The sequence below is a fragment of the Arthrobacter zhaoguopingii genome, from assembly GCF_009828605.1.
In the GTDB taxonomy this organism is placed as follows: Bacteria; Actinomycetota; Actinomycetes; order Actinomycetales; family Micrococcaceae; genus Arthrobacter_D; species Arthrobacter_D zhaoguopingii.
The window spans coordinates 380,286-401,854 of the sequence record NZ_WIAE01000001.1 but is presented as its reverse complement, the minus strand read 5'-3'; the positions used below and the strand labels follow the sequence as shown (position 1 = coordinate 401,854).

Genomic DNA, 21,569 nt, shown 5'->3' with positions numbered 1-21,569 from the left:
GTCAGCGCGCTCCAAAGAAGGGACGGACGCCGGCGACGGCCTCCAGGAAGAAGTCAACCTCGTCCGTGGTGTTGTAAAGGTAGGTGCTGGCGCGGGTGGTGGCCGTCAGCCCCAGGCGCCGGTGCAGGGGCTGGGCGCAGTGGTGGCCCACCCGGACGGCGATGCCCTGCTCGTCAAGGAACTGCCCGACGTCGTGGGCGTGGACACCGGCGACGTCGAATGCGGCCAGGCCGATCCGGGGCTGGCCGGCCTGCGGTCCGAGGACGCGGATCCCCTCGACGGCAGACAGCCCCTCCACCAGGCGCGCCCCGAGCTCGCTTTCCCACGCGTCGATGCGGTGCATGCCGGTCTCGGAGAGGTAGTTCGCCGCGGCGCCGAGGGCGATGGCCTGCGAGATGCGCTGGGTTCCGGCCTCGAAGCGGTTCGGGGCCGGGAGGTACTCGGCCCGCTCCATCGTCACGGTGGTGATCATCGAGCCGCCGGTGAGGAAGGGCGGCATCGCATTGAGCAGTTCCGAGCGGCCGTAGAGCGCTCCGATGCCGGTGGGGCCGAGCATCTTGTGCCCGGAGAGCACCAGGAAGTCCACGTCGAGTGCCTTCACGTCGACGGGAAGGTGGGGTACGGACTGGCACGCGTCGAGCAGCGTCAGCGCCCCGGCCTCCCGGGCCAGCCGCACCAGGTCCGCCACGGGGTTGATGGTGCCGAGCACGTTCGAGGCGTGGGTGAAGGCGAGGATCTTCGTCGCCGGAGTGATCACGCCGGCGGCGTCCTCGAGCCGGAGGGCGCCGTCGTCGTCCACGGGGAGGAACCGGAGTTCGGCGCCGGTGCGGGCCGCCAGTTCCTGCCAGGGGATGAGGTTGGCGTGGTGTTCCATCTCGGTGACGACGATGGTGTCGCCCGGTCCCACGCGGAAGCGTTCGGCCTCCGCTCCCCCGCGCCCCGCGGCGGCGTTGGACATGGCGTAGGCGACAAGGTTGATCGCCTCGGTGGCGTTCGACGTCCAGACCAGTTCGTCCGGGCGCGCGTTGATCAGTCCGGCGACGGCGGCGCGTGCCGCCTCGTAGGCGTCGGTCGCCTCGACGGCGAGGGTGTGCGCCCCGCGGTGCACTGCGGCGTTGCGCTGTTCGTAGAACTCCTGTTCCGCCTCGAGCACGGAGACGGGGTTCTGGGAGGTCGCTCCCGAGTCGAGGTAGACCAGGGGCCGGCCGTTGACCTCGGTGCCGAGGATCGGGAAGTCATTGCGGATGCGCAGCACTTCGGCGTTGGCGAGCGGCGCCTCGGCGGGCAGCAGGGTGACGGGCGGGGAAACCACGGCCAAAGCGGAAGCTCCTTAGGAACGGCAGGCGCCGGCCCGGCATGGGCCAGTTAGATCACACGGATCTATCCTAATTCTCGCACGGCGCCACCGCCGGCGCTGCGCGGGGCCTCAGAGCCACCCATCGTCCCCGGCAGGGTTGGCGGGCCGGGTGAAGATGTGGACCGCCCAGATCATCATCAGCGTCATCGCTCCCAGCTCCCCGGCGATCTCCAGTTGGTTCATTGCGCTCAGCGCCAGGCTGGGCAGGAGGTCACCCAGGATGAAGTGAAGCATGTCCATCCCGACTGCGAAGAGGGCGAGGAGGACGGCCAGGCCGATGAAGACGTAGGAGTCCCGGCGGGGCCGTCCGCGGCTGATCAGGTGGGCGATGAGCAGCGGGGCGCCCAGCGCCGCGGCGACTCCCGCCCAGACCAGGAGCTCTCCGAGGTCCTGCGAGCGCAGCCCGAACAGCGCGGGAAGCTCGAGCCGGGTGTCGATGGCGCGGCCGACCTCCTCGTGGATGCGGAAGAAGTCATCGGCGCTCATGGCAAGCAGCACCAGCGCCCACGCCCCGTATACGGCCGTGTCCCGGAACTGTTCCGCCTTGCGCGCCGGAGCCGCAGCGATGCACAGCAGCAGGACGGAGGCGAAGAGGAGCTGGAGATCGCCGAAGAGCTCAGCCAGGGTCCGGTCCTTGTTGCCGTCGAAGAGCTCAAGGTGGAGGAACCCAAAGGCTCCGCCGGCGTCGACGTAGTTGCGGAGGACGCTCGCCGCGACCAGCAGCAGGTCCGCTGCGAGGACGGCGCTGCCGGCGACCAAAGCGATGGGAGTCAGGTGACGGACCGTGCGCCCTCGCGTCGGGCGTAGTCGTGAGAGCATGCACTTTCCCTTCCCCAGGCAAAGGGTTCCCGGTGGCCGGGAATCGGACTCCATTATGTAGTTGCCTTCTCCGCCTTTGTCCACAGCTGGAGCACTCCGATCTGTCCGGTCTCCGGCCCGGACGCGGCCGCCGGGAAGGGGCGCGCACTGCCCACCGGACCTTCGGAGCAGTGAAGCTCCCGCATCTTTTCCGCGGATCCCCCCGCTCGGCTTCAACTTCCGGCACAATGGCACTACCGGAGCACCGGCTGCCGACATCGGCAGGAAACCCAACGCAGAGGGGACTTATGGGGAAGGGCGCCAGCGGCCGCATCATCACCGGGCGGGGGGACTCCCCGCTCGACTCCCTCGTGGAGCAGCTGTGGCGGGAGCCCGTCGCCACCGGATCCGTCCGGATTGTCCTCGATCCCGGACCGGACAGCGGATGGGAGGACGCCGAGGACTACTGGGTGGTCCCCTCGGCCGCACGGCCTACGATCCTGATCCCCCGCGGACACCCCGCCGTTACCGCCGCGGCGCTCCTTTCCTACCGGGGTCTGCGGCCCGTCCGGGTGCGGGCGGCCCGCACCCTCCTGGGCGTGCCGTCCCGGTTCGGGCTGCCGCCCGCGCCGCACCGGCTTGTCGTCCAACGGCGCACCGGCGCCGCCGCCGGCGGGGCCCTCCCGCTCCCCCTCGAGGAACTGATGGCGTGCCTGGACCGGGAGCGCCTATACGCCGCCGTCGGCATCCGGCTCGGTGACAACCGCAAGCCCACGCTCCAGCTCTTCTCACCGGCCGGGGCGCCCGCGGGGTACGCCAAGCTGGCCTGGGACGATGCGAGCCAGGAAGCCATTTCCACCGAGGCCGCCGCCCTTGCCGAGGTCGGCGGCGGTACAGGCCCGATGCGCGCTCCGCGCCTTCTCGGAACCGGCAGCTGGCAGGGACGTCCCTACCTCATCACCGAGCCCCTCCCCGGCAAGGTTCGGGGTGTCCGGGGCCGCATCCCGATGCCGACCCCGCAGGAGATGTTCGCGCTCTGCCCGGTTGAACGCGTCGATACCCTTTCCTCGACCCTCCACTACACCGCCCTCACCAAGCGGGTGGAGGTGCTCGGCACCACCGGTGACGGGGAGGTCGCCCGCGCTGCGGGCGCGCTGGCCTCCCTGCTCTCCGAGCGGAACGCGCGCGTGCCCGTCACGGCACGCTGGCACGGCGACCTGGTGCCGTGGAATACGGCCCGGGAGCCGGACGGCCAGCTCTGGTGCTGGGACTGGGAGTCCTCCGATGCCGACGCCGCGGCGGGCCTTGACGCGCTTCACTGGACGATGAGCGTACGCCGGGAGTCCGCGGGAATCCCGGCGGCCGACAGCCTTGACGCGGCCCTGGCCGAGGCCGTGCCCTTCCTGCGGGCGGCCGGTGCGCCGCCGTCGAGCTGGGCCGACATCGCCGCTGTCTATGCCCTCGTTGTGGCCGAAAGGGCCTGGTCCCTCGCACTCCGCAACGGTGGCTGGTCCGCTTCGCGGATCAGCCGCAGCCAGAGCCTTGACCTGCTGGCCAAGGCGGCGGGACTGCTGTCCGGGCCCGGGGCCCACGCCCCGCGGTAGGCGTCCGCCCTCCGACGTTCACCGCGGACGCCACCGCACCGCCACGGCGGGCACAACCGGTCCGGCTGCGTGCCACCGGCGATTCCCCGCCCGGAGCCCGGCCGCCACCGGCCCCGGGCTAGGAAGCCGCCGAGCTGGAAGCCACAGGCTCCGGTGCGCGGCGCCGGGCCTTCTGCTCGGCGCTGCGCGGCTTGCGCGGCATCCTCCGCCCTCCCCGCACGAGGAGGGTCCCGAGCAGCTCCGCGTGGACTCCCGTAAGTTCCGTAGCGGTCAACTCCACCTCCTCCCTCCGGGTCCTGCCCCCTTCCACCGTCAGTACGGCCGCTCCGGCAAGCCGGGCCGCCGCCATCCTGCTGGCGCTTGGAGCGTCCGCGGGCAGGGCCAGGACCACCACGGGCGATGAGTCCTTCCGGTTCCGGGCGAGGAAACGCCGCCGGACGGCATCTGTCACGTAATCGTCGGCATCGAGGTCGGTCCCACGTACGGTCTGAACCACTTTCAGCCCGGGGATTGACTCGGAGGTGAGGACCTCGGCGCCGCCATCGTTCGCGCCGAAACGGAGCTGGAGGGCTTCGGTCATCAGCTCCATTTCCTCCGGCGGAGTGCCCATGAGGACAAGCTCGACCTCGAACCCTGCCTGCGCCAGGACCACCGAAAGATTCGGTGCGACCGGGTAGAAGGCGCGGCCGCTCGTCGCGTCGATGACCGCGAGAGCGGTCACCGGGCCCCGGCCGGCGAAAAGCCGCTCGCGAACCGCCCGGTAGGCGTCGAGTTCCGCCCCCCGCGCGGGCAGGGTCGGTTCGGGTGACACAAGCTCCGCGAGCACGGGGCCGGTTCCCGCCTGCTCGACGTCGTAGCCGTCGTTGACCCTGCGCCTGACCGCGTGGGAGAGGAACGCCAGCAGGACGCCCGCCACCAGCCCCCCGGCGAGCCCCGACCCGAGCACGCGGGTGTAGTTGGTTGACACAGGGCTTTCGGCGGCGGGGGTGATCACGGTGCCGCCCGTTGTGTCGATGGCGTTGAGTTCGTTAATTTCGGATTCGATGTTCGAAATCCGGTTGGTGAGGGTGACCCGGTCTGCACCCGGGGCGGCCAGGGCGGTGTTCAGCGCCGCCAGCTGCTGCTCGAGCTGGTTGCGCATCGCGGTCCGCCGGGCATCGGCCTGGTCCTGCCGGTACGCGAGGTAGGAGTTGGCCATCGCGTCGGCGCCGTCGACGGCACGGGCCTCCGTGCGCGAGGAATAGGAAATCAGGGCCGTTGTCCCGTCGCTCCCGGTCTTGACATCGACGTTGTTCCGAAGGTCCGCCGTGCTGTCTCCGCCGGGCACCTCCTTGGAGGCCTCGCTCGCCACGACGTAGGAACTGGCGATCTCCCCCTCGGTCGCAGTGTCGAGAAGCCCCGACGCGGGCCGGGACGGATTGAACGGATCCGAGACGATGACGTTGACATTCACCAGTGCGCTGGCGGTGACGCGTGCACCCCCGGTCAGCAAATAGGCGAGGGCCAGCAGAAGCCCGATGAGCATGGCCGCTACGACGGTTTTCCAGTGCCTTCTGAGAACGGCGAGGTAATGTCCCATTCCCAGCGATGATTTCTCGTCCATTTTCGTCTCATTCTGTTGCTGTATCGGCCGGTTTGCGTCCTAGATTCCATGTCCATGTCGTTGCAGGCGGTCAACGATCCGCCGGTCGGAGACCACCCCTCCGGCCACCCCCAGCGCGAGAACTGCCCGGGGTTCCCGCCAGTTGGCCCGCAGGGATCGCCCGGCCCACCGGAAGGCTTCCCTGCGGTTCCCGAGGGCCGCATGTCCGAAGGCAAGCTGCCCGAAGACGCGGCTCTTCCCTACGGGGCTGGAAAGGATGTCCGGGTGGTGCTCCAGCATCCACAGGTGGGCGCGGTTCTTGACCTCCCACTGCTCGTAGAAGTACGACGATCCACCCCAGAACACCCGCACCAGCGGTGAATCGACGTGAAGGATCGGTTTCCGCCGGGCGGCCCGCAGCAGCAGGTCCCAGTCCTCGCACATGCTGTTCGGAATCTCCTCATCGACGAGTCCGATGGTGGAGAGGAGTGCGTCGCGGCGGATGACGAAGGAGGAGGAGTGGACCATGGCCATCCGCGACCGCAGCAGATCCTCGTAGGTCACCTCCGCTTTGCCTGCGAGGCGGACCGAGGCCGTGCCGGAGTAGTCGACACTCATCGCCGTCGAACAGAATTCTGCCTCCGGGTTGTCCTGGAGGGCGGCGATCTGGCGGGTCAGCTTTTCGGGGAACCAGGTGTCATCGTCGTCGCAGAAGGCGACGAAGTCCGTCGCCAGGCCCAGGATTCCCGTATTCCGGGCTCCCGCCAGGCCCGGCGTCCTCGAGTTCGCCACGGGCATGACCTGCCGCCGGTCCCCCTCCAGCGCAAGGGATTCGTCGGGGTCGCACTTGTCGTGGACCACCAGGACGGTGATGGCGCCCGGATAGTCCTGTTCGAGGATTGACTCAAGGGCCCGGCGCATGAGCTGCGGCCGGCGGTGGGTGGCGAGCACGACGCCCACGTGCGGGGCGGGCAGCACCAGCGTCGGGGCATCAAGAGATTGAGGTTCCCGCCCCAACGGTCTCCTCGTGGCTCTATCTGTCACGTTCCGCCGTCCCTCTGCAGTGCGTTTGATGGGTCACTGTACCAGCGACGGCGCCACCCGCAAGAGGTTCTTTTCCTCGGGACACCGTCGACGCGATTCGACTTCCCCAAATAGTTAACGGCTCCCCCTACCAAAAAGAGCAGGGTCCTTTACCATCGAGGGAACGCCCACGATGGGAGGCACGGTGCGTGTGAGCAACAGTGTGGAAGGCCGGAAGGCACAGCCTGGCTCTGCCCCCGGCACCGCGGCGGCCTCCCGTCCCGGGTCCGACGTCGGCCGCCTGCCCGCCTGGCCGATCGTCGCCGCCTTCGCGGGTTTCCCGCTGTGGTGGGCGCTGGGGCTCGGAGATATGGCCTGGCCGGTCTTCGGCGCGGCAATGGTGCTCATCCTTGCACGGGCAGGAAAGGTCCGGGCTCCGCGGGGCTTTGGAATCCTGCTGCTCTTCCTGCTCTGGGTGCTCTGTTCGCTGATTCAGATCGACGAGCCGCTGCGCATCCTCGGCTTCTTCTACCGGTTCTTCCTCTACGCCGCGGCAACCGTCGTCTTCGTCTACGTCTACAACGCCCGGCAGACGCTCACCGACCGCCGGATCTTCGGGGTCCTGACCGTCTTTTGGCTGGTCGTCGTCGCCGGCGGGTTCGCCGGTCTTGCCTTTCCCCTCTTCGAGCTCAAGACGCCTTTGGCCTACATCCTCCCGCAGGCTCTGCTCGACAATTCCTACGTCGATGAAATGACCACCCGGGACCTCACCCAGTACAACCCGGACCCGAACGCCACCGTCATCTCCGCGCCGCGGCCAAGTGCGCCGTTCCTCTACGCCAATGGATGGGGAAACGGCTACTCGCTCCTCACCCCCGCGGTGGTTGCCTACCTCTCCATGGTGCGCGGCGAGAGAAGGTTCTGGTGGCTCGTAGCGGCCCTTCCCATCTCCTTCATCCCCGCCTTCCTCACCCTGAACCGGGGCATGTTCCTGGGCCTGGGAATCGCACTTCTCTACCTGGGGTTCCGGGCGGCGCTGCTGGGCCGCACCCGGGTTATAGGCTCGATCCTCGCACTCTCCGTCGTCGCCGGGGTGGCCCTGGTGCAGCTTCCCGTCATCGAGCGGCTCGAGCAGCGCACCTCCCGTGTCTCAAGCATCGACGACCGCGGGGAGCTCTACCAGGAGACCTTCCGGCGCACACTCGAATCCCCGGTGTTCGGCTACGGCGCGCCCCGGCCGTCCGAGCGGTCGGGGCAGCCCTCCGCCGGCACGCAGGGGCACGTGTGGCTCGTCCTCTTCTCCCATGGGTTCGTCGGGCTCGGGCTGTTCCTGGCCTGGCTGGTCCATGCCTTCCTCTCGACCCTCCGCCGCACCGACCTCGTCGGCCTGGTCTGCAACACGCTCCTGCTCGTGGGGCTGGTGGAGATCTTCTACTACGGCATCCTCGGTTCGGGCCTGGTCATCCTCATGGTGATCGCCGCCGTCGGACTGCGGGGACGCCCGCAGCTGCCCCTGCGGGAGACCGCAGCAGTCAGGTAGGCGGCTAAAAAGTAGGGTATCGGTCCGGCCTTTACAGGTACCGAAGTCGTCCTCGTTTGGGTTCTGCCCGCGCGCTCCCCACAGCTACTCTTTGTGCACTCTGCGGGATTCCGAAGGAATTGCCGCCCCGGGGGACACCGGGGAAAACCGTGCTTGCGCAAGTGCTAGGGGCGAACGTGAGAACACACGCGAACGTGGGAATCCAACGGCCATTACTCAAGGTCCTCGGCTCGGCGGTCGCGTCGCTCATGGTACTGACCAGTCTGGCCGTGCTGTCGGCTCCGGCATCGGGCGCCGTCGCCCGGACGGGAGCCGACGCGGCAACGGCGGCCGCCTCCTGCTGGGAGATCAAGCAGAACAACGCCGCGGTGCCCTCGGGCACCTACTGGCTGTTGACGCCGAAAATGGCAGCGCCCGCCCAGTTCTACTGCGACATGGTCACCGGCGGCGGCGGCTGGGTCCTCATCGGTAAGGGCCGGGAGAAATGGATGCCCGGCTACGAGGGCACCGGGAACCCGACCGCCCTCCAGACCGCCGGCGTCAGCCCCATGTCGGGAGCCACTACCCAGTATTCATCGACAGTGGTGGACGCCCTGCTGGGCGGCGGGCGGGTCGACGGGCTCGCCGACGGCATCCGGCTCAAGCGGGCGAAGAACACCACCGGCACGGCCTGGCATGAAACCCGCATCGCCCTCGCCAAACGCGACCGGTGGGTGTGGACCTTCAGTGCCCTGCACCCTATCGGGTGGTATTCCTTCGACGGAGTGCGGGCACCCAGCGGAGGAGTGACCGCCAGTTTCGGTGTCGACGACGCGTACCGGAAGGTCAAGTCGGATGCGCGGTCCGACTCCGGGCAGAACTACACCATGGGATTCGCCTACGGCAGCGGGGTCAAGGGGTCCAACAGCGCAAGCACCTACCTGTGGTCGGCCACTGAGGGCCTGGGCGGAGCCCGGCCCTACACCGAGGTCTTCATCCGGCCCAGGATCGTCTCGACCACCGGCTTCACCGCGATCGGCGATGCCGGAACGCCGGAGAGAACCAACCTTCCCGTGGCCGAGTCGGTCGCCCTCGACAGCCCGTGGGGTGTCGCCGGTTTCACCACGCGCCGGCGTGAGGGGGACGTGGAGGTCCAGGCCTTCGCGCAGAGCGGGAACCGGATGTTCGTCGGCGGGAACTTCACCGCCGTCCAGCGCACCTCGACCGGTACCGACAAGGTCCCACGGAGCTTCCTTGCGGCCTTCGACGTCACGACGGGCGAACTGCTCACCGATTTCGCGCCGAAGCTCAACGCCCCGGTGATGTCCCTCGCCGTGCTCCCCAACGGAAACCTGGTCGCGGGTGGCTACTTCACCACCGCCAACGGAGCCGCCGCGACGTCAATAGTGGCACTGAACCCGACCACCGGCGCAACTGTTCCCGGCTGGACGGTGAAGGTCGAAGACCGGACAACCTCGGGCATCCTGCGCGTCAGCGACCTCGCCGTCAAGGGCAACTGGCTCTACCTCGGCGGGGCCTTCACCCACGTGGCAGGTGGCAGCAATCCCACCACGTTCAAGTACTCGCGGAACGCCGGGCGGGTCGCAATCACGAACGGCACCCCCGCTGCGAACTGGAACCCGGCTTTCAACGGCACGGTGGTCTCCATTGACCCCAGCGACGACGGGACCCGCCTCTACGCGGCCGGCTACTTCACGGCGAAGGGCTCCACGCGGGCGAGCAAGGCAGCCGCGGTGCAGACGGTCGACGGCGCACCCCTTGCCACCCCGGCCTGGAACCCCACCTGGAGCAGCAACTCGAACTACCAGCAGACGATCGGCCAGGTCGGAAACCGGGTCTGGGTCGGAGGCTCCGAGCACAGCTTCTTCAGCTTCTCGACGAGCACCTTCGCGCGCCTCTCGGGGAACATCGGCCAAAAGAACGGCGATTTCCAGGCCATTGCCGAGAGCCCGCGCGGCATCGTCTACGGCGGGTCCCACGGCCACCACTTCAACTACTCGAACGCCTTCTTCTGGCCAAACATGGGCACCGGCTGGACCCAGGCCGACGCCTACGAGTGGACGGGGGCGTGGAACGCGGCGACGGGAGACTACATCCCCAGCTTTACGCCCGCCATGAAGTTCCGGTCCGGATCGGGTATCTGGGCACAGATCGTTGACAGCAATGGAACCCTCTGGGCCGGCGGCGACATGACCACTGCCCGCACCCGCACCTCCGGCAGCAAATGGGCCGGCGGATTCGCCCGGTTCCCGCAGCGGGATGCAGTGGCCCCCACCCGGCCCGGGACACCCACACTCTCCGAGAACACGGCATCGACCGTTCGGCTGACCTGGGCCGAGTCCTCGGATGCCAGCGGCAGGGTGACCTATCAGATCCTGCGCGATGACCGCGTTGTCGCCACCACCACCGGAACTACTGCTGTGGTTCCCAAAGACGGCAACAACCGCTTCTTCGTCCGCGCGGCGGATGCGGCGGGGAACCTCTCGGCCAGCACACCGGTGGTGACGGCCACAGGAGGCCTCACGTCCGCGAATTCCGCGCCGGCTGCGGCCTTCACCTCCAAGACGACAGGGCTGGCCGCCACCTTCGACGGCAGCGGTTCCACCGATCCTGACGGCACCATCGCCTCCTACGCCTGGGACTTCGGCGACGGAAGCACGGGCACCGGAGCCACCGCGGCGCGCACCTACGCGGCGGCCGGAACCTACACGGTGAAACTGACGGTCACCGATGACAAGGGTGCCACCGGCGTCACGTCCGCCCCGGTCACCGTCAGTGCGGCGGCTGCGAATTCCGCCCCGGCTGCGGCCTTCACCTCCAAGACGACAGGGCTGACCGCCACCTTCGACGGCAGCGGTTCCACCGATCCTGACGGCACCATCGCCTCCTACGCCTGGGACTTCGGCGACGGAAGCACGGGCACCGGAGCCACCGCGGCGCGCACCTACGCGGCGGCCGGAACCTACACGGTGAAACTGACGGTCACCGATGACAAGGGTGCCACCGGCGTCACGTCCGCCCCGGTCACCGTCAGTGCGGCGGCGGGCCAGGAATCGGTGCTGATCGCGGCGAAGTCGCCCTGGAGCTGGCGCTATGAGGCAACAGCTCCGCCGACGTCCTGGAAGGCCAAAGGATTCGACGCCGCCGCCTGGAAGTCAGGGCCCGCGGTGCTGGGCTTCGGGTCGACGGGGCTGGGGACCGACGTCGACTTCACCCCCGAAACAACAACCGACAGGCCATTGACGGCCTACTTCCTGCAGCAGTTCTCCGTTCCCTCAGCGGCCTCGGTGACGAAACTTACCCTGCAGACTGTCGCCGACGACGGTGTGGTGGTCTACGTCAACGGGACCGAGGTCGGCCGGAAGAACCTGCCCACCGGCACCATCTCCCACGGCACCTATGCGTCGAGCGCTGTCAGCAGCTCGACGGCCAACACGACACCGTTCGTCATCGACGTCCCGGTATCCCTGCTGGTCGACGGCGTGAACTCGGTCGCGGTCGAAACCCACATCAACTACCGCGCCACCCGGGACATGAGCATGGACCTGACGGCGAAGGCGACGATCACGAACTAGGGCCGCGAGACAGTGGCCCAACGCCTTTCCCCGTGGCCAAGGCCCTGCGGGGTGGCGTGGCTGACCCGGCCGGGGGCGGCATCCCGGATTTCACCGGCCCGGCGCCGGCCGCCCCGCCGGCCCGGGCGGGTGGGCGGATCAGCAGCTGGGGTCGTCCGGGAAGCTGATCTCTTCGACCAGCCATGTGCCGCCGTCACCGCGCACCAGGGACAGAATGTTCAGCGACCGGTTGCCGTCCGAGCCCTCCCTCAGCACCACTCCTTCGTCCGTCACGACTCGGACCTTCGAGGAATCGATACAGGCGTTCACTGTCATCCTCGCCGGGGTGGCCGCTCCGTCGTAGGCGACGATCTCGAGCCCGGCGATGGTCGGCACGCCCTCCTGGCGCCAGTTGTTGCTCTCGAACTCGGCCGCCTGGGCGAGGATCGCTCCCTGCGCAGGGCCTACGGCGAGCGCCTTGAGCTCATCGGCGGTCGGAGTCTTGGCGGCCGCGAGGACCGACGCCGTCTTACCGACGTAGTCCCTCGACACTGTCGACGCTTTCTCCTTTTCGGCCGCCGGCACCGGAACCCGGGCGGAGGCCGCCGGTGCGGGCACTGCGTCGGCGGCGCCGCCACCGGTTTCGGCGTCCGGGGCAGCCGGCGCTGCGGTGGTCGGCGGTTTGGTGGCCGGCTTCGGCCCGGCCGGGGCTGTCTTCGCCGGAGCTGCCTCTTCCGATGCCTTCCCTCCGGTGGCCTGGGTGGCCTCCGGGGCCGTCCCGGGTGCTTCACTTTCGGTTCCACCGGGGGCGGTGCGCGCAGTATCGAGGCTGCCACCCGGAGGGGAGATGATCAGGAAGGCGCACAGCGCAACACCGGCAACCGGGAGCAGGACCCGAAGCGGACGGAAGCGACCCGATGGTTTCTGCGATGACGCCATGGCCAGCCTCCTTGGCGAAGAGAAAAAACGATACAGTGCGAGGGATTCACCCAATATCTTGTCCTAGGGCATCCATCTATGCTCAAGTATCGTACAAAACAGCGCCGCCTGGGTTGGATTCGCCTAGCGATGTGGTAGAGCATTGTCCGGTCGGTCTGAAGGGGGACGGGGTGGCGAAGTTGCCGGGACTGGGGGCGGCGTGAAGGCGGAGCATGCCTCGGAGGCCCGGCGCGCGGCCCGCGGCGGACTCGTCAGCGGGTTGGGCGCCGGCACCAGCGCTGTCATGGGCCTGCTGCTCATCCTCGTGCTCGGCCGGTCGTTCGGTGAGTATGGGGCCGGCATCGTCCTTCAATCCATTGCGGTGTTCTCCATCGCCCTGGGCATCGCCAGGACGGGCATGGACACGACGAGTGTGTGGATCCTCCCCCGGCTTGCCTCCTCGGCGCCTGGAAGGATCCGCGGGGCGGTCCTGGCGCTGCTCCTGCCGGCCCTCGCCGTCAGCATCGCCTTGACGCTGATGCTTTACTTTTTCCTTCCGCCGCTGACCGAGAACCTCGTGCCACTGCCGCCGGAGGTCGTTGAAGCCGTCCGGACCATAGCCCTGTTCCTGCCGTTCGCGGCGGTGATGATGGTTGCCCTGGCCGCCACCCGGGGGCTGGGGAGCATCCTCCCGTACACGGTGATCGGGGCCGTGGCCGTTCCGGCGGCGCGGCCGCTGGCCGTCCTGGCGGTGGTCCTGCTGGGTGGTTCCGCCGCGATGGGAGCCCTGGCCTGGGCGCTTCCGCTGCCGGTGGCCATGGCCATTGCGCTGCTGGTGCTCGCCGGGCGGGTGCGCGAGCATGAACTGCGCGCGGGGGTAAGCGGCCGCTGGCGCCCCTCGCCAACGGTCTCCGCGGGCGTGCGGCGGTTCGCCCTGCCCCGCTGGTATTCCTCCGGCGTCGAACAGGCGATCGTGTGGTTCGACGTGATCCTCGTCGGCGCCATCGCCGGTGCCGGAGCCGCGGGCATCTACGGAACAGTCAGCAGATTCGTCACGGCCGGGCTGATCGTCTCGACGGCAATGCGGATGGTGATCTCGCCCCGCTTCAGCGCCCTCCTCGAGGAGCGCAAGGTCGACGCTGTCCAGACCCTTTACTCAACGACCCTGACCTGGATCGTGCTTTTCGGAACGCCTATCTACGGGCTGTTCATGTTCTTCGCCCCCACGGTGCTGAGCTGGTTCGGACCGGGGTTCTCGGAGGGCGCCACGGCCCTGATCATCCTCTGCGCCGGGGCTGTCTGCTTCCTCTTCGGCGGGAACATCGACTCGGTGCTCACCATGAGCGGCCGAAGCGGCTGGATGGCCTTCAACAAGTCCGTGGTGCTCGCCGTCAACATCGCGGCGAACCTCGTCCTCGTGCCCCGGTGGGGCATTCTCGGCGCGGCCTCCGCGTGGGCGTTCAGCATGTTCCTCGATGCGCTGCTCGCCTCGGTTGAGACCCGCATCTTCGTCGGCATCCGGTTCGACGCCGGCCGGGTGGCCTACGCGCTGATGGTGGCGGCGGTGAGCGTGGTTCCCGGAAGCCTGCTGGTGCTCTCGCTTCTGGGCAGCTCAACGGCCTCCCTGGCGGTGGCAGGACTCATTACGGTGACAATTCTCGCTCTCTGGTGCTGGTTCGACCGGTACAGGCTCAGACTGGATGGACTGCGCCGTGCCGCCCGGAAACCGGCAGTGGCCGGGTCGCGGACGGCCGAGTCGAAAGGAGTTTGAGTGGTCACGCTGACGGACATCAAGGACGCTTCCCCCCGATGGCTGAAGGACGTGGGCGACACCCTCACCCGGTCCTACGGCCGGGGGACCGCTGCGGCGCGGCCGGTTCCCGATTTCCTGATTATTGGCACCAAACGCGGCGGGACCACCTCCCTCTTCAATTACCTCCTGATGCATCCCGGCGTCCTCGGGCTTTTTCCCCAGATCCGGGGCAGGAAGAGTACCGACTATTTCTTCAAGGAGTTCCACCGGGGCGAGCGCTGGTACCGCTCGCATTTCCACACCGACTCCTACCGCAGGCTGGTGGCCCGGTCGGCGGGTCACCGGCCGGTGAGCGGTGAAGCCTCGCCCTACTACCAGTGGGATCCCCGGATCGCCGAACGGGTCCGTGCGGTGGCCCCCGACGTCCGGGCCATCGCGTTGCTCCGCGACCCCGTCGACCGCGCCTGGTCCCACCATCAGGAGCGGGTCGCCAACGGCGTGGAACCGCTCGGCTTCGAAGCGGCACTGGCCGCCGAGGAGGACCGGCTCGCCGGTGAGCTCGACGCCATGCTGGAGGACCCCGCCTACTACAGCGCGGCCTACGATTTCTACTCCTACCGCAGCCGCGGCCTCTACCTTCCCCAGATCCAGAACTGGCACGCGTCCTTTCCCGAGGGCCAGCTGCTGGTCCTGCGCAGCGAGGACATGTACTCGGATGTCCAGGGAACCTTCGACACCGTGTGTGGTTTCCTCGGCCTTCCGCGCTTCGCCCTTCCCTCGACCAAGCCGTTCAATGCGATCACCCGCTCCCGCATTCCGCTCAACGCCCGGAAGGAGCTCGAGGATTTCTACTTGCGCCCCAATCAGGACCTCGCCGACTATCTCGGCCGGCCCCTCCTCTGGACCTGAGGGGTCCCCGGTGCCCCAGGGATGCCCCGCTCCCCACCGGAGACGGCGTCCATGACCGCCTGGCAGGAGGTGCTCCACCACCCGGTGCTCCAGTTGCGCGGGAGCAGCCTTGACCTGCTTGAGCTCCTGCTCGGCGGGCTGTACGCCCCGGCCGACGGGTACTGTCTTCCCGGCGGGAAACCGGCATCCTGGCCGGTGGAACCGACGCTGGGGGTTGCTGCCGCGACGGCGCGGGCAGCGCTCGCCCGGGGCGGGCTGCTGCTGGCCGATCCGGACGGCACTCCCCTGGCCCACCTGGCCGTCGACGGAACCGCCGGGGGCACCGGCGAGGAGGAGGTCTATGTCTCCGGGGTGCTCGGGCCGCTCCAGCCGGCCGAGCACGGCCCCTTCCGCAGGCTGCGGCTGACAGCGCCCCTTGCGGCGCAGGAGGTCCGCGGCGCAGACCGGGCGCCGCTCGTGGTGGCTGCCTTCGCTGGAACCCCTTCGCTGGAGCAGCTGACCCGGACACTTGTCGGCGCCCGCGGGGGGAACCTGATCCTCCTCGCCGTCGCGGACAGCGACACCGCCCGTCAGGAGGGAACAGCCCGGCTGATTGAATCGCTGGAGGCGGTTGCCGCGCACGTGCCCGGCGGCCGCGTCCGGCTCCTCGTTGTTCCCGCCGGCAGTGGTCCCGCCGGCAGTGGTCCCGCCGGCAGTGGTCCCGCCGGCAGTGGTCCTGCCGGCAGTGGTCCCGCCGGCAGTGGTCCTGCCGGCAGCGGTCCCGCCGGCAGTGGTCCCGCCGGGGACGCCGCGCCGCTGCTGGCCCGCCTCGGTGCCGACACGCTCCTCGACTTCACCGCCGAGGCGGAGGGAGGGTTCCCCGCGGCAGCGGGGACGGGACCCACTGACGGACGCGGGAGCCCCGCCGGTGCCACCCGCCCGAGGGGCCTTGTCGTCCTCTTCACCGGCCTCTCAGGCTCCGGCAAGTCGACCCTGGCGCGGGAGACCGCCGAACGCCTGCAGCGGGCGGACGGACGGCGCACGGAGCTCCTCGACGGTGACGACGTGCGGACCCTGCTCTCCTCAGGGCTGGGTTTCTCGCGTGCGGACCGGGAACTGAATGTGCGGCGCATCGGGTGGGTGGCCGCCCGCGTTGCCGAGGCGGGCGGCATCGCGCTGTGCGCCCCCATCGCCCCGTTCGAGTCCTCGCGCCGGGAGGTCCGGGCAATGGCCTCGGCCTCAGGCGACTTCCTGCTCGTCCACGTGTCAACGCCGCTTGCGGTGTGCGAGGAGCGTGACCGGAAGGGCCTCTACGCCAAGGCCCGCGCAGGACTGATCCCCGAGTTCACGGGCATCTCATCCCCCTACGAGGAGCCCGGCGACGCCGACGTCGTCGTCGACCTGGCACACGTGGGTGTCGCCGAGGGTGCCGCCCGGATCCTTGACGCCATGCGGCGCCTTGGTGGAGGGGAGGAACGCGGCTGACGCGGGCTGAGCCTACTCCGCTCCGACGATCATGCCGGCACCGACCGTTGCGTTCGTTGCCTCGTCGATGAGGACGAAACCGCCGGTCGCGCGGTTCCTGCGGTACTCGTCGGCCATCAGCGGAGCGGTCGTCCGGAGGCGCACCCTGCCGATCTCATTGAGCCGCAGATCAACTGCCTCAAGGTTGCGGTGCAGCGTATTGATATTGAGCTCGTACTGCAGCTCCTTGACCAGGGTGCGGGCGGTGCGCGTGGTGTGCTTGATCGCGAGTTTCCGGCCCGGGACCAGAGGGGCGTCGCCCATCCAGCACACCATCGCATCGATGTCCTGGGACACGGAGGGACGGTTGTTGGGCCTACAGATCATGTCCCCGCGGGAGACGTCGAGGTCATCCTCGAGCCGGAGCACAACGGACATGGGCGCGAAGGCCTCCTCGACGGGGCCATCCGCCGTCTCAATCCCCGCGATGCGCGTGCCCAGTCCGCTGGGCAGGACAACCACCTCATCCCCTGCCTTGAGGACCCCTCCGGCGACCTGCCCCGCATACCCGCGGTAGTCCTGGTTGCGGTTCTGGTGGGGGCGGATGACGTACTGCACGGGGAACCGGACGTCCACGAGGTTCCGGTCGCTGGCGATATGGACGTTCTCGAGATGGTGGAGCAGGGGCGCGCCCTGGTACCAGGGCATGTTCGCGGACCGCTCGACGACATTGTCGCCTTTCAGCGCCGACATCGGGATGACTGTCAGGTCGCTGATCTGCAGCTTTGAGGCGAACTCGACGAACTCGGCGCGGATCGACTCGTACACCTCCTCGGACCAGTCGACCAGGTCCATCTTGTTCACGGCCAGCACGAGGTGGGGTACCTGGAGCAGGGAGACGAGGAAGGCATGCCGCCGGCTCTGCTCAATCAGCCCCTTGCGGGCGTCGGCGAGCACGATGCCGACGTCAGCCGTCGAGGCCCCCGTGACCATGTTGCGGGTGTACTGGATGTGCCCGGGGGTGTCCGCGACGATGAATTTGCGCTTCGGCGTGGAGAAATACCGGTACGCGACGTCGATGGTGATGCCCTGCTCCCGCTCGGCCCTCAGCCCGTCGGTGAGCAGTGCGAGGTCGGTGTAGTCGTCCCCCCGGTCCCGGCTGGTCCGCTCGATCGCTTCAAGCTGGTCGGTGAAGATGGACTTGGAGTCGTAGAGCATGCGCCCGATCAGCGTGCTCTTTCCATCGTCGACCGACCCTGCCGTGGCAAGGCGCAGGAGATCCATCAGAAGTACCCCTCTTTCTTTCGGTCCTCCATGGCCGCTTCGCTGACCTGGTCATCCCCCCGGGTCGCTCCCCGTTCGGTGAGGCGCGTGCCGGCGACCTCCTCGCGTACCTGCGCCGGCGTCGCGGCATCCGAGAGGACGGCGGCAGTGAGTGTGGCGTCCCCCATGGTGCGGTACCGGACGTCGGCCTCGAACACCTCTTCGGAGGGGCGCGGCTGGCAGAAGCGGTGGACGGCGAAGAGCATGCCGTTGCGCTTGAACACCGGCCGCCGGAGCGAGTAGTAGAGGGAGGGCACCTCGATGTTTTCCTGCTCGATGTAGCTCCAGATATCGAGTTCCGTCCAGTTGGAGATGGGGAACACCCGGATGCTCTCCCCGACGTGGACGCGCGTGTTGTAGAGGCCCCACACCTCCGGCCGCTGGCTCTTGGGGTCCCACTGCCCGAACTCGTCCCGGAAGGAAAAGACGCGTTCCTTGGCCCGCGCCTTCTCCTCATCGCGCCGCGCGCCGCCGAGCAGTGCCGTGAAGCCGTGTTTCTCGGCGGTCTCCAGGAGCACCGCCGTCTGGATCCGGTTCCGCGACCCGTTCGGTTCCTCCCGAACCACCCCCCGGTCGATGGCTTCCTGCACCGATCCGACGACGAGCGTCAGTCCGAGGCGCTTCACCACCCGGTCCCGGTGCTCGAGCACCTCGTCGAAGTTGTGACCGGTATCGATGTGCAGCACGGGGAATGGGATCCGGGCCGGCGCGAACGCCCTGCGGGCGAGCTCGAGCATCACGATCGAGTCCTTTCCCCCGGAGAACATCAGGGCGGGCCGCTCAAGTTCGGCGGCCACCTCCCGGATGATGAAGATCGCCTCCGCCTCGAGCGTCTTCAGGTGGCTCAGGCCGTACCGCGGAGAGCGTGCCGTGCGGGCCGTTGAATCCTTCTCTCCTGCCGCCGGGTTCATGGCAGTCCTCCTGTTTCGACGCTCAATTGCCTCAGGGCGGTAAGGAGCGTCCCGGCGAGCTCCGGCCGGCACAGGAGGAGGTCCGGCAGGTAGGGGTCGGCGCGGTTGTAGGTCACGGGCGACCCGTCGATCCGGCTCGCGTGCAGGCCGATGCCGGTGGCGACGGCGACGGGCGCCGCGGAGTCCCACTCGTACTGGCCCCCGGCGTGGACGTACGCGTCCGCCTCGCCCCGGATCACGGCGGCGGCCTTGTAGCCTGCGGAGCCCAGGGGAACGAGCTCGCCCCCGACCTCGCGGGCGAGCGCCGCGGCGAAGGACGGCGCGCGGCTCCGGGACACTGCGATCCGCACTGGATGCCCGGGGCGCGGGGGAACGGGCCGGGCTCCGGTGGCAAGCACCACGCCTTCGGCCGGCAGGGCGAGCGCACCGGCGGTGAGCCCGCCCCCGCCGGGCCCGGACTCCCACAGGGCAACGTGCACGGCCCAGTCGGGCCGCCCCTCGGAGTATTCGCGGGTCCCGTCCAGCGGATCGAGGATCCAGACTCGGCGGGCTCCGCGCCGGGAGGGGTTGTCCACGGATTCCTCGGAGAGCACGGCATCCCCAGGGCGGGAGCGCCCCAGCGCGGCCAGCAGGTATTCGTGGGAGCGCCGGTCCCCGAGGGTTCCGAGCCGTCTTCGCTCCGTGCCCTTCCGGCGCTCCGACACCCGGAGTTCAACGAGCATGCGGCCGGCCCCCGCTGCGAGATCCGCCGCGAGCGCCGAGTCGCTCTGTGCCGAGTCGCTCTGTGCCGAGTCGCTCTGTGCCGGCGTCGGTTCACTCATCTGGTCCATCGTCGTCCCTCCGCCCCTCGAATGCTGAATACGCCTGTCAATCGGTGAATTGCCTCCTGTTTTCCCGTGCCGGGCCGGACCGGCGATCAATAGGCTCCTACGGGCCGGAAGACCACCTTGAAGGTGCGCCACATCACGAGCAGATCGCCGGTGACGGACCAGTTCTCGACGTAGTAGAGGTCAAGGCGGATGCTTTCGTCCCAGTCGAGGTCGGACCGTCCGCTGATCTGCCACAGCCCGGTCAGGCCCGGCTTGATGAAGAGGCGGCGGTGGGCGTGCCCGTGGTAGCTCGACACCTCACTGAGAAGCGGAGGCCTCGGGCCGACCAGGGACATGTCCCCCTTGAGCACGTTGTAAAGCTGCGGCAGCTCATCGAGCGAGTACTTCCGGATCCACCGCCCCACGTCCGTGACCCGCGGGTCGTCCTTCATCTTGAACAGGACGCCGTGGCCCTCGTTGTACTGCCTCAGGTTTTCAAGATCGGATTCGGCGGAGGTCACCATCGAACGGAATTTGTACATCCGGAACAGCTCCGAGCCGCGGCCGGCGCGGTCCTGTGCGAAGAACACCGGCCCGGGTGAATCAAGCCGGATGAGGACCGCCAGGAGCAGGAACAACGGGGCCAGGGCGAGAAGCGAGGCGGCCGAGAGGGAAATGTCCATCGCCCGCTTGATGACGTGGCGGCCGCCGGTGAACTGCGGCAGCTCCACGTGCATCAGGGGAAGTCCCTCAACCGGACGCATCCGGATCCGCGGGCCGGCGACGTTGGTCAGCGAGGAGGCGAGCACCAGCTCAGTCGAGGTGCGTTCAAGGCGCCACCCGAGCTCCCGGATGTACCTCGTGCCCTTGCGCAGGTGCCCGGCGACAATGACCGCGTCGGCCCCGGTGTGGAGCACGAAGTCCTCGACGTTGCCGAGCCCGCACACGGCCGGCACGAGCTTGTCCCCGACCCGGAGGGTGGAGTGGTTCCCCTTGCACTCGAGGACCGCTCCCACGACGTCGTACACGGGCCCCGACTTGCGCGCCAGCTGCCCGGCGACGTAGTCCACGTCGTGGCGCCGGCCGACAACGACCACTTTGGAGAGGAAGTGGCCGTAGCGCCGCTGCTCGTTGAGCCACAGCCGCCACAGCCACCGGCTGGCCACCAGCAGTGCCACCCCAGCCGCGAAGGTGAGCACCAGGAACCGCCGGAAGTGTTCGATATCGAGGACGACGACCGAGACGGCGAGCGCCCCGAAAGTGGCCGTGCCGGCGTGGAGGACCTTCTTGTACTCGGCGGCACCGACGCCGATCAGACGTGGATCCCTGGTGCGGAAGAGGTACATCGCGCTCAGCCAGCCCCCGGCACAGCCGAGGAGCAGCCCGAAGGTGATCTTCAGGCCTTCATCCTCAAGCGCAGTCCCGGTGAAGAGACGTCCACAGACCAGGACGACCAGGAGGATCAGGAGCGTATCGGTGACCCGCAGCGACTGCTGGTACCGGCGCCGCCAGGCGATTCCCGAAAGGACCCGGCGCGTGCTGCCCACCGCGGTCCGCGCGGGAAGCGCGCTGATCCTCCCCGGCGACAGGGCGGGGTTCGCCCCCGTCATGCCGCCGCCCCCCGACGGCCGGCCGCCCGAGGGGCGGCAAAGTGGGGAGCCGACGGCGACTGGGGACGAACCTCGGTCTCGGGAGGTTCTGACACCGCCGGCTCCGCTGAAGGGTGCCCCACCGACGCCGGGGCGGGCCCGGATCCGGTGGTGCAGATGACCGACTGGGGCGCCGCAGCGCCGCTTCCAAGCATCGGCCGGAAAGGATGAACTCCTGGTAAAACAGCCTTCGATGTGCGGTGAAAGCCGCAGCAACCACGTCCGCCCATCATGAGACCCTGTTCCTCTGAAGTTCACCCCAAGCTTGCTGTTCTTCTTGGATTGAGCCTAGGAACAGGCCGCTGCCGCTGCACGAGTAGGGGTTACGCTACTTCGACGGGCGCGGGGCACCGCGGTACTCGGTGGCGGTGGTGAACTACGTGGGCTCGTTGCCCC

The 21,569-nt window shown here is 68.7% G+C and carries 15 protein-coding genes; 6 read left to right on the top strand and 9 right to left on the bottom strand.

The genetic code is table 11. The annotated features are described in order from the left end of the window. Position 1 precedes the first annotated feature (1 nt). Together GVV77_RS01770 and GVV77_RS01765 are read right to left on the bottom strand one after the other, a co-directional pair. Complete coding sequence (locus tag GVV77_RS01770) at positions 2–1,318, bottom strand: SufS family cysteine desulfurase (RefSeq protein ID WP_159615789.1); 1,317 nt, start codon at positions 1,316–1,318, stop codon at positions 2–4. 108 nt (positions 1,319–1,426) lie between these two features. Further along, the gene (locus GVV77_RS01765; protein WP_159615787.1) at positions 1,427–2,176 is read right to left on the bottom strand and encodes a hypothetical protein; all 750 of its coding nucleotides are present in this window, start codon (positions 2,174–2,176) and stop codon (positions 1,427–1,429) included. Between the two features lie 287 nt (positions 2,177–2,463). On the opposite strand from GVV77_RS01765, the gene GVV77_RS01760 reads away from it, so the two are divergent. Beyond that, positions 2,464–3,759, top strand: coding sequence for a hypothetical protein (locus GVV77_RS01760; protein WP_159615785.1), 1,296 nt, complete (start codon positions 2,464–2,466; stop codon positions 3,757–3,759). A gap of 118 nt (positions 3,760–3,877) precedes the next feature. Here the strand turns inward: GVV77_RS01760 and GVV77_RS01755 are convergent, their stop codons facing one another. Beyond that, on the bottom strand, positions 3,878–5,362 hold the full coding sequence (locus tag GVV77_RS01755) for a hypothetical protein (RefSeq protein ID WP_159615783.1): 1,485 nt from the start codon (positions 5,360–5,362) through the stop codon (positions 3,878–3,880). Positions 5,363–5,401: 39 nt separating this feature from the next. Further along, positions 5,402–6,358 carry a glycosyltransferase family 2 protein gene (locus GVV77_RS01750; RefSeq protein WP_246199566.1) on the bottom strand — a complete coding sequence of 319 codons (957 nt, stop codon included), beginning with the start codon at positions 6,356–6,358 and terminating at the stop codon, positions 5,402–5,404. A gap of 217 nt (positions 6,359–6,575) precedes the next feature. Between GVV77_RS01750 and GVV77_RS01745 the strand changes: the two genes are divergently transcribed. Together GVV77_RS01745 and GVV77_RS01740 are read left to right on the top strand one after the other, a co-directional pair. Continuing rightward, complete coding sequence (locus GVV77_RS01745; protein WP_159615781.1) at positions 6,576–7,904, top strand: O-antigen ligase family protein; 1,329 nt, start codon at positions 6,576–6,578, stop codon at positions 7,902–7,904. A gap of 194 nt (positions 7,905–8,098) precedes the next feature. After that, entirely contained in the window at positions 8,099–11,479 is a 3,381-nt protein-coding gene (locus GVV77_RS01740) for a PKD domain-containing protein (protein ID WP_159615779.1), read from the top strand. A 138-nt stretch (positions 11,480–11,617) separates the two neighbouring features. Here GVV77_RS01740 and GVV77_RS01735 read toward each other — a convergent pair whose 3' ends face one another. Then, the gene (locus GVV77_RS01735) at positions 11,618–12,397 is read right to left on the bottom strand and encodes a hypothetical protein (protein ID WP_159615777.1); all 780 of its coding nucleotides are present in this window, start codon (positions 12,395–12,397) and stop codon (positions 11,618–11,620) included. Between the two features lie 199 nt (positions 12,398–12,596). Here GVV77_RS01735 and GVV77_RS01730 point away from each other — a divergent pair, with 199 nt between their 5' ends. From GVV77_RS01730 to cysC, 3 genes are read left to right on the top strand one after another with little or no spacing between them, the layout of a single operon-like run. Beyond that, positions 12,597–14,147: an oligosaccharide flippase family protein gene (locus tag GVV77_RS01730; protein ID WP_159615775.1), complete on the top strand. Its 1,551-nt coding sequence runs from the start codon at positions 12,597–12,599 to the stop codon at positions 14,145–14,147. Continuing rightward, positions 14,148–15,038, top strand: coding sequence for a sulfotransferase (locus tag GVV77_RS01725; protein ID WP_159615773.1), 891 nt, complete (start codon positions 14,148–14,150; stop codon positions 15,036–15,038). It abuts the gene before it with no gap. 51 nt (positions 15,039–15,089) lie between these two features. Further along, positions 15,090–16,502, top strand: a complete 1,413-nt coding sequence (cysC, locus tag GVV77_RS18085; RefSeq protein WP_201293150.1) for an adenylyl-sulfate kinase — start codon at positions 15,090–15,092, stop codon at positions 16,500–16,502. Between the two features lie 12 nt (positions 16,503–16,514). Here the strand turns inward: cysC and GVV77_RS01715 are convergent, their stop codons facing one another. From GVV77_RS01715 to GVV77_RS01700, 4 genes are all read right to left on the bottom strand, one after another. Beyond that, positions 16,515–17,765 carry a sulfate adenylyltransferase subunit 1 gene (locus GVV77_RS01715; protein WP_159615771.1) on the bottom strand — a complete coding sequence of 417 codons (1,251 nt, stop codon included), beginning with the start codon at positions 17,763–17,765 and terminating at the stop codon, positions 16,515–16,517. Beyond that, entirely contained in the window at positions 17,765–18,715 is a 951-nt protein-coding gene (cysD, locus tag GVV77_RS01710) for a sulfate adenylyltransferase subunit CysD (RefSeq protein WP_159615769.1), read from the bottom strand. Before cysD ends, GVV77_RS01715 begins: the two co-directional genes overlap by 1 nt. After that, entirely contained in the window at positions 18,712–19,536 is an 825-nt protein-coding gene (locus GVV77_RS01705; RefSeq protein WP_159615767.1) for a 3'(2'),5'-bisphosphate nucleotidase CysQ, read from the bottom strand. The genes cysD and GVV77_RS01705 overlap by 4 nt, the downstream gene beginning before the upstream one ends. Before the next feature lie 95 nt (positions 19,537–19,631). Next, positions 19,632–21,134 (bottom strand): sugar transferase, encoded by a 1,503-nt coding sequence (locus tag GVV77_RS01700; RefSeq protein ID WP_159615765.1) that lies wholly within the window; start codon positions 21,132–21,134, stop codon positions 19,632–19,634. Between the last annotated feature and the right edge of the window lie 435 nt (positions 21,135–21,569).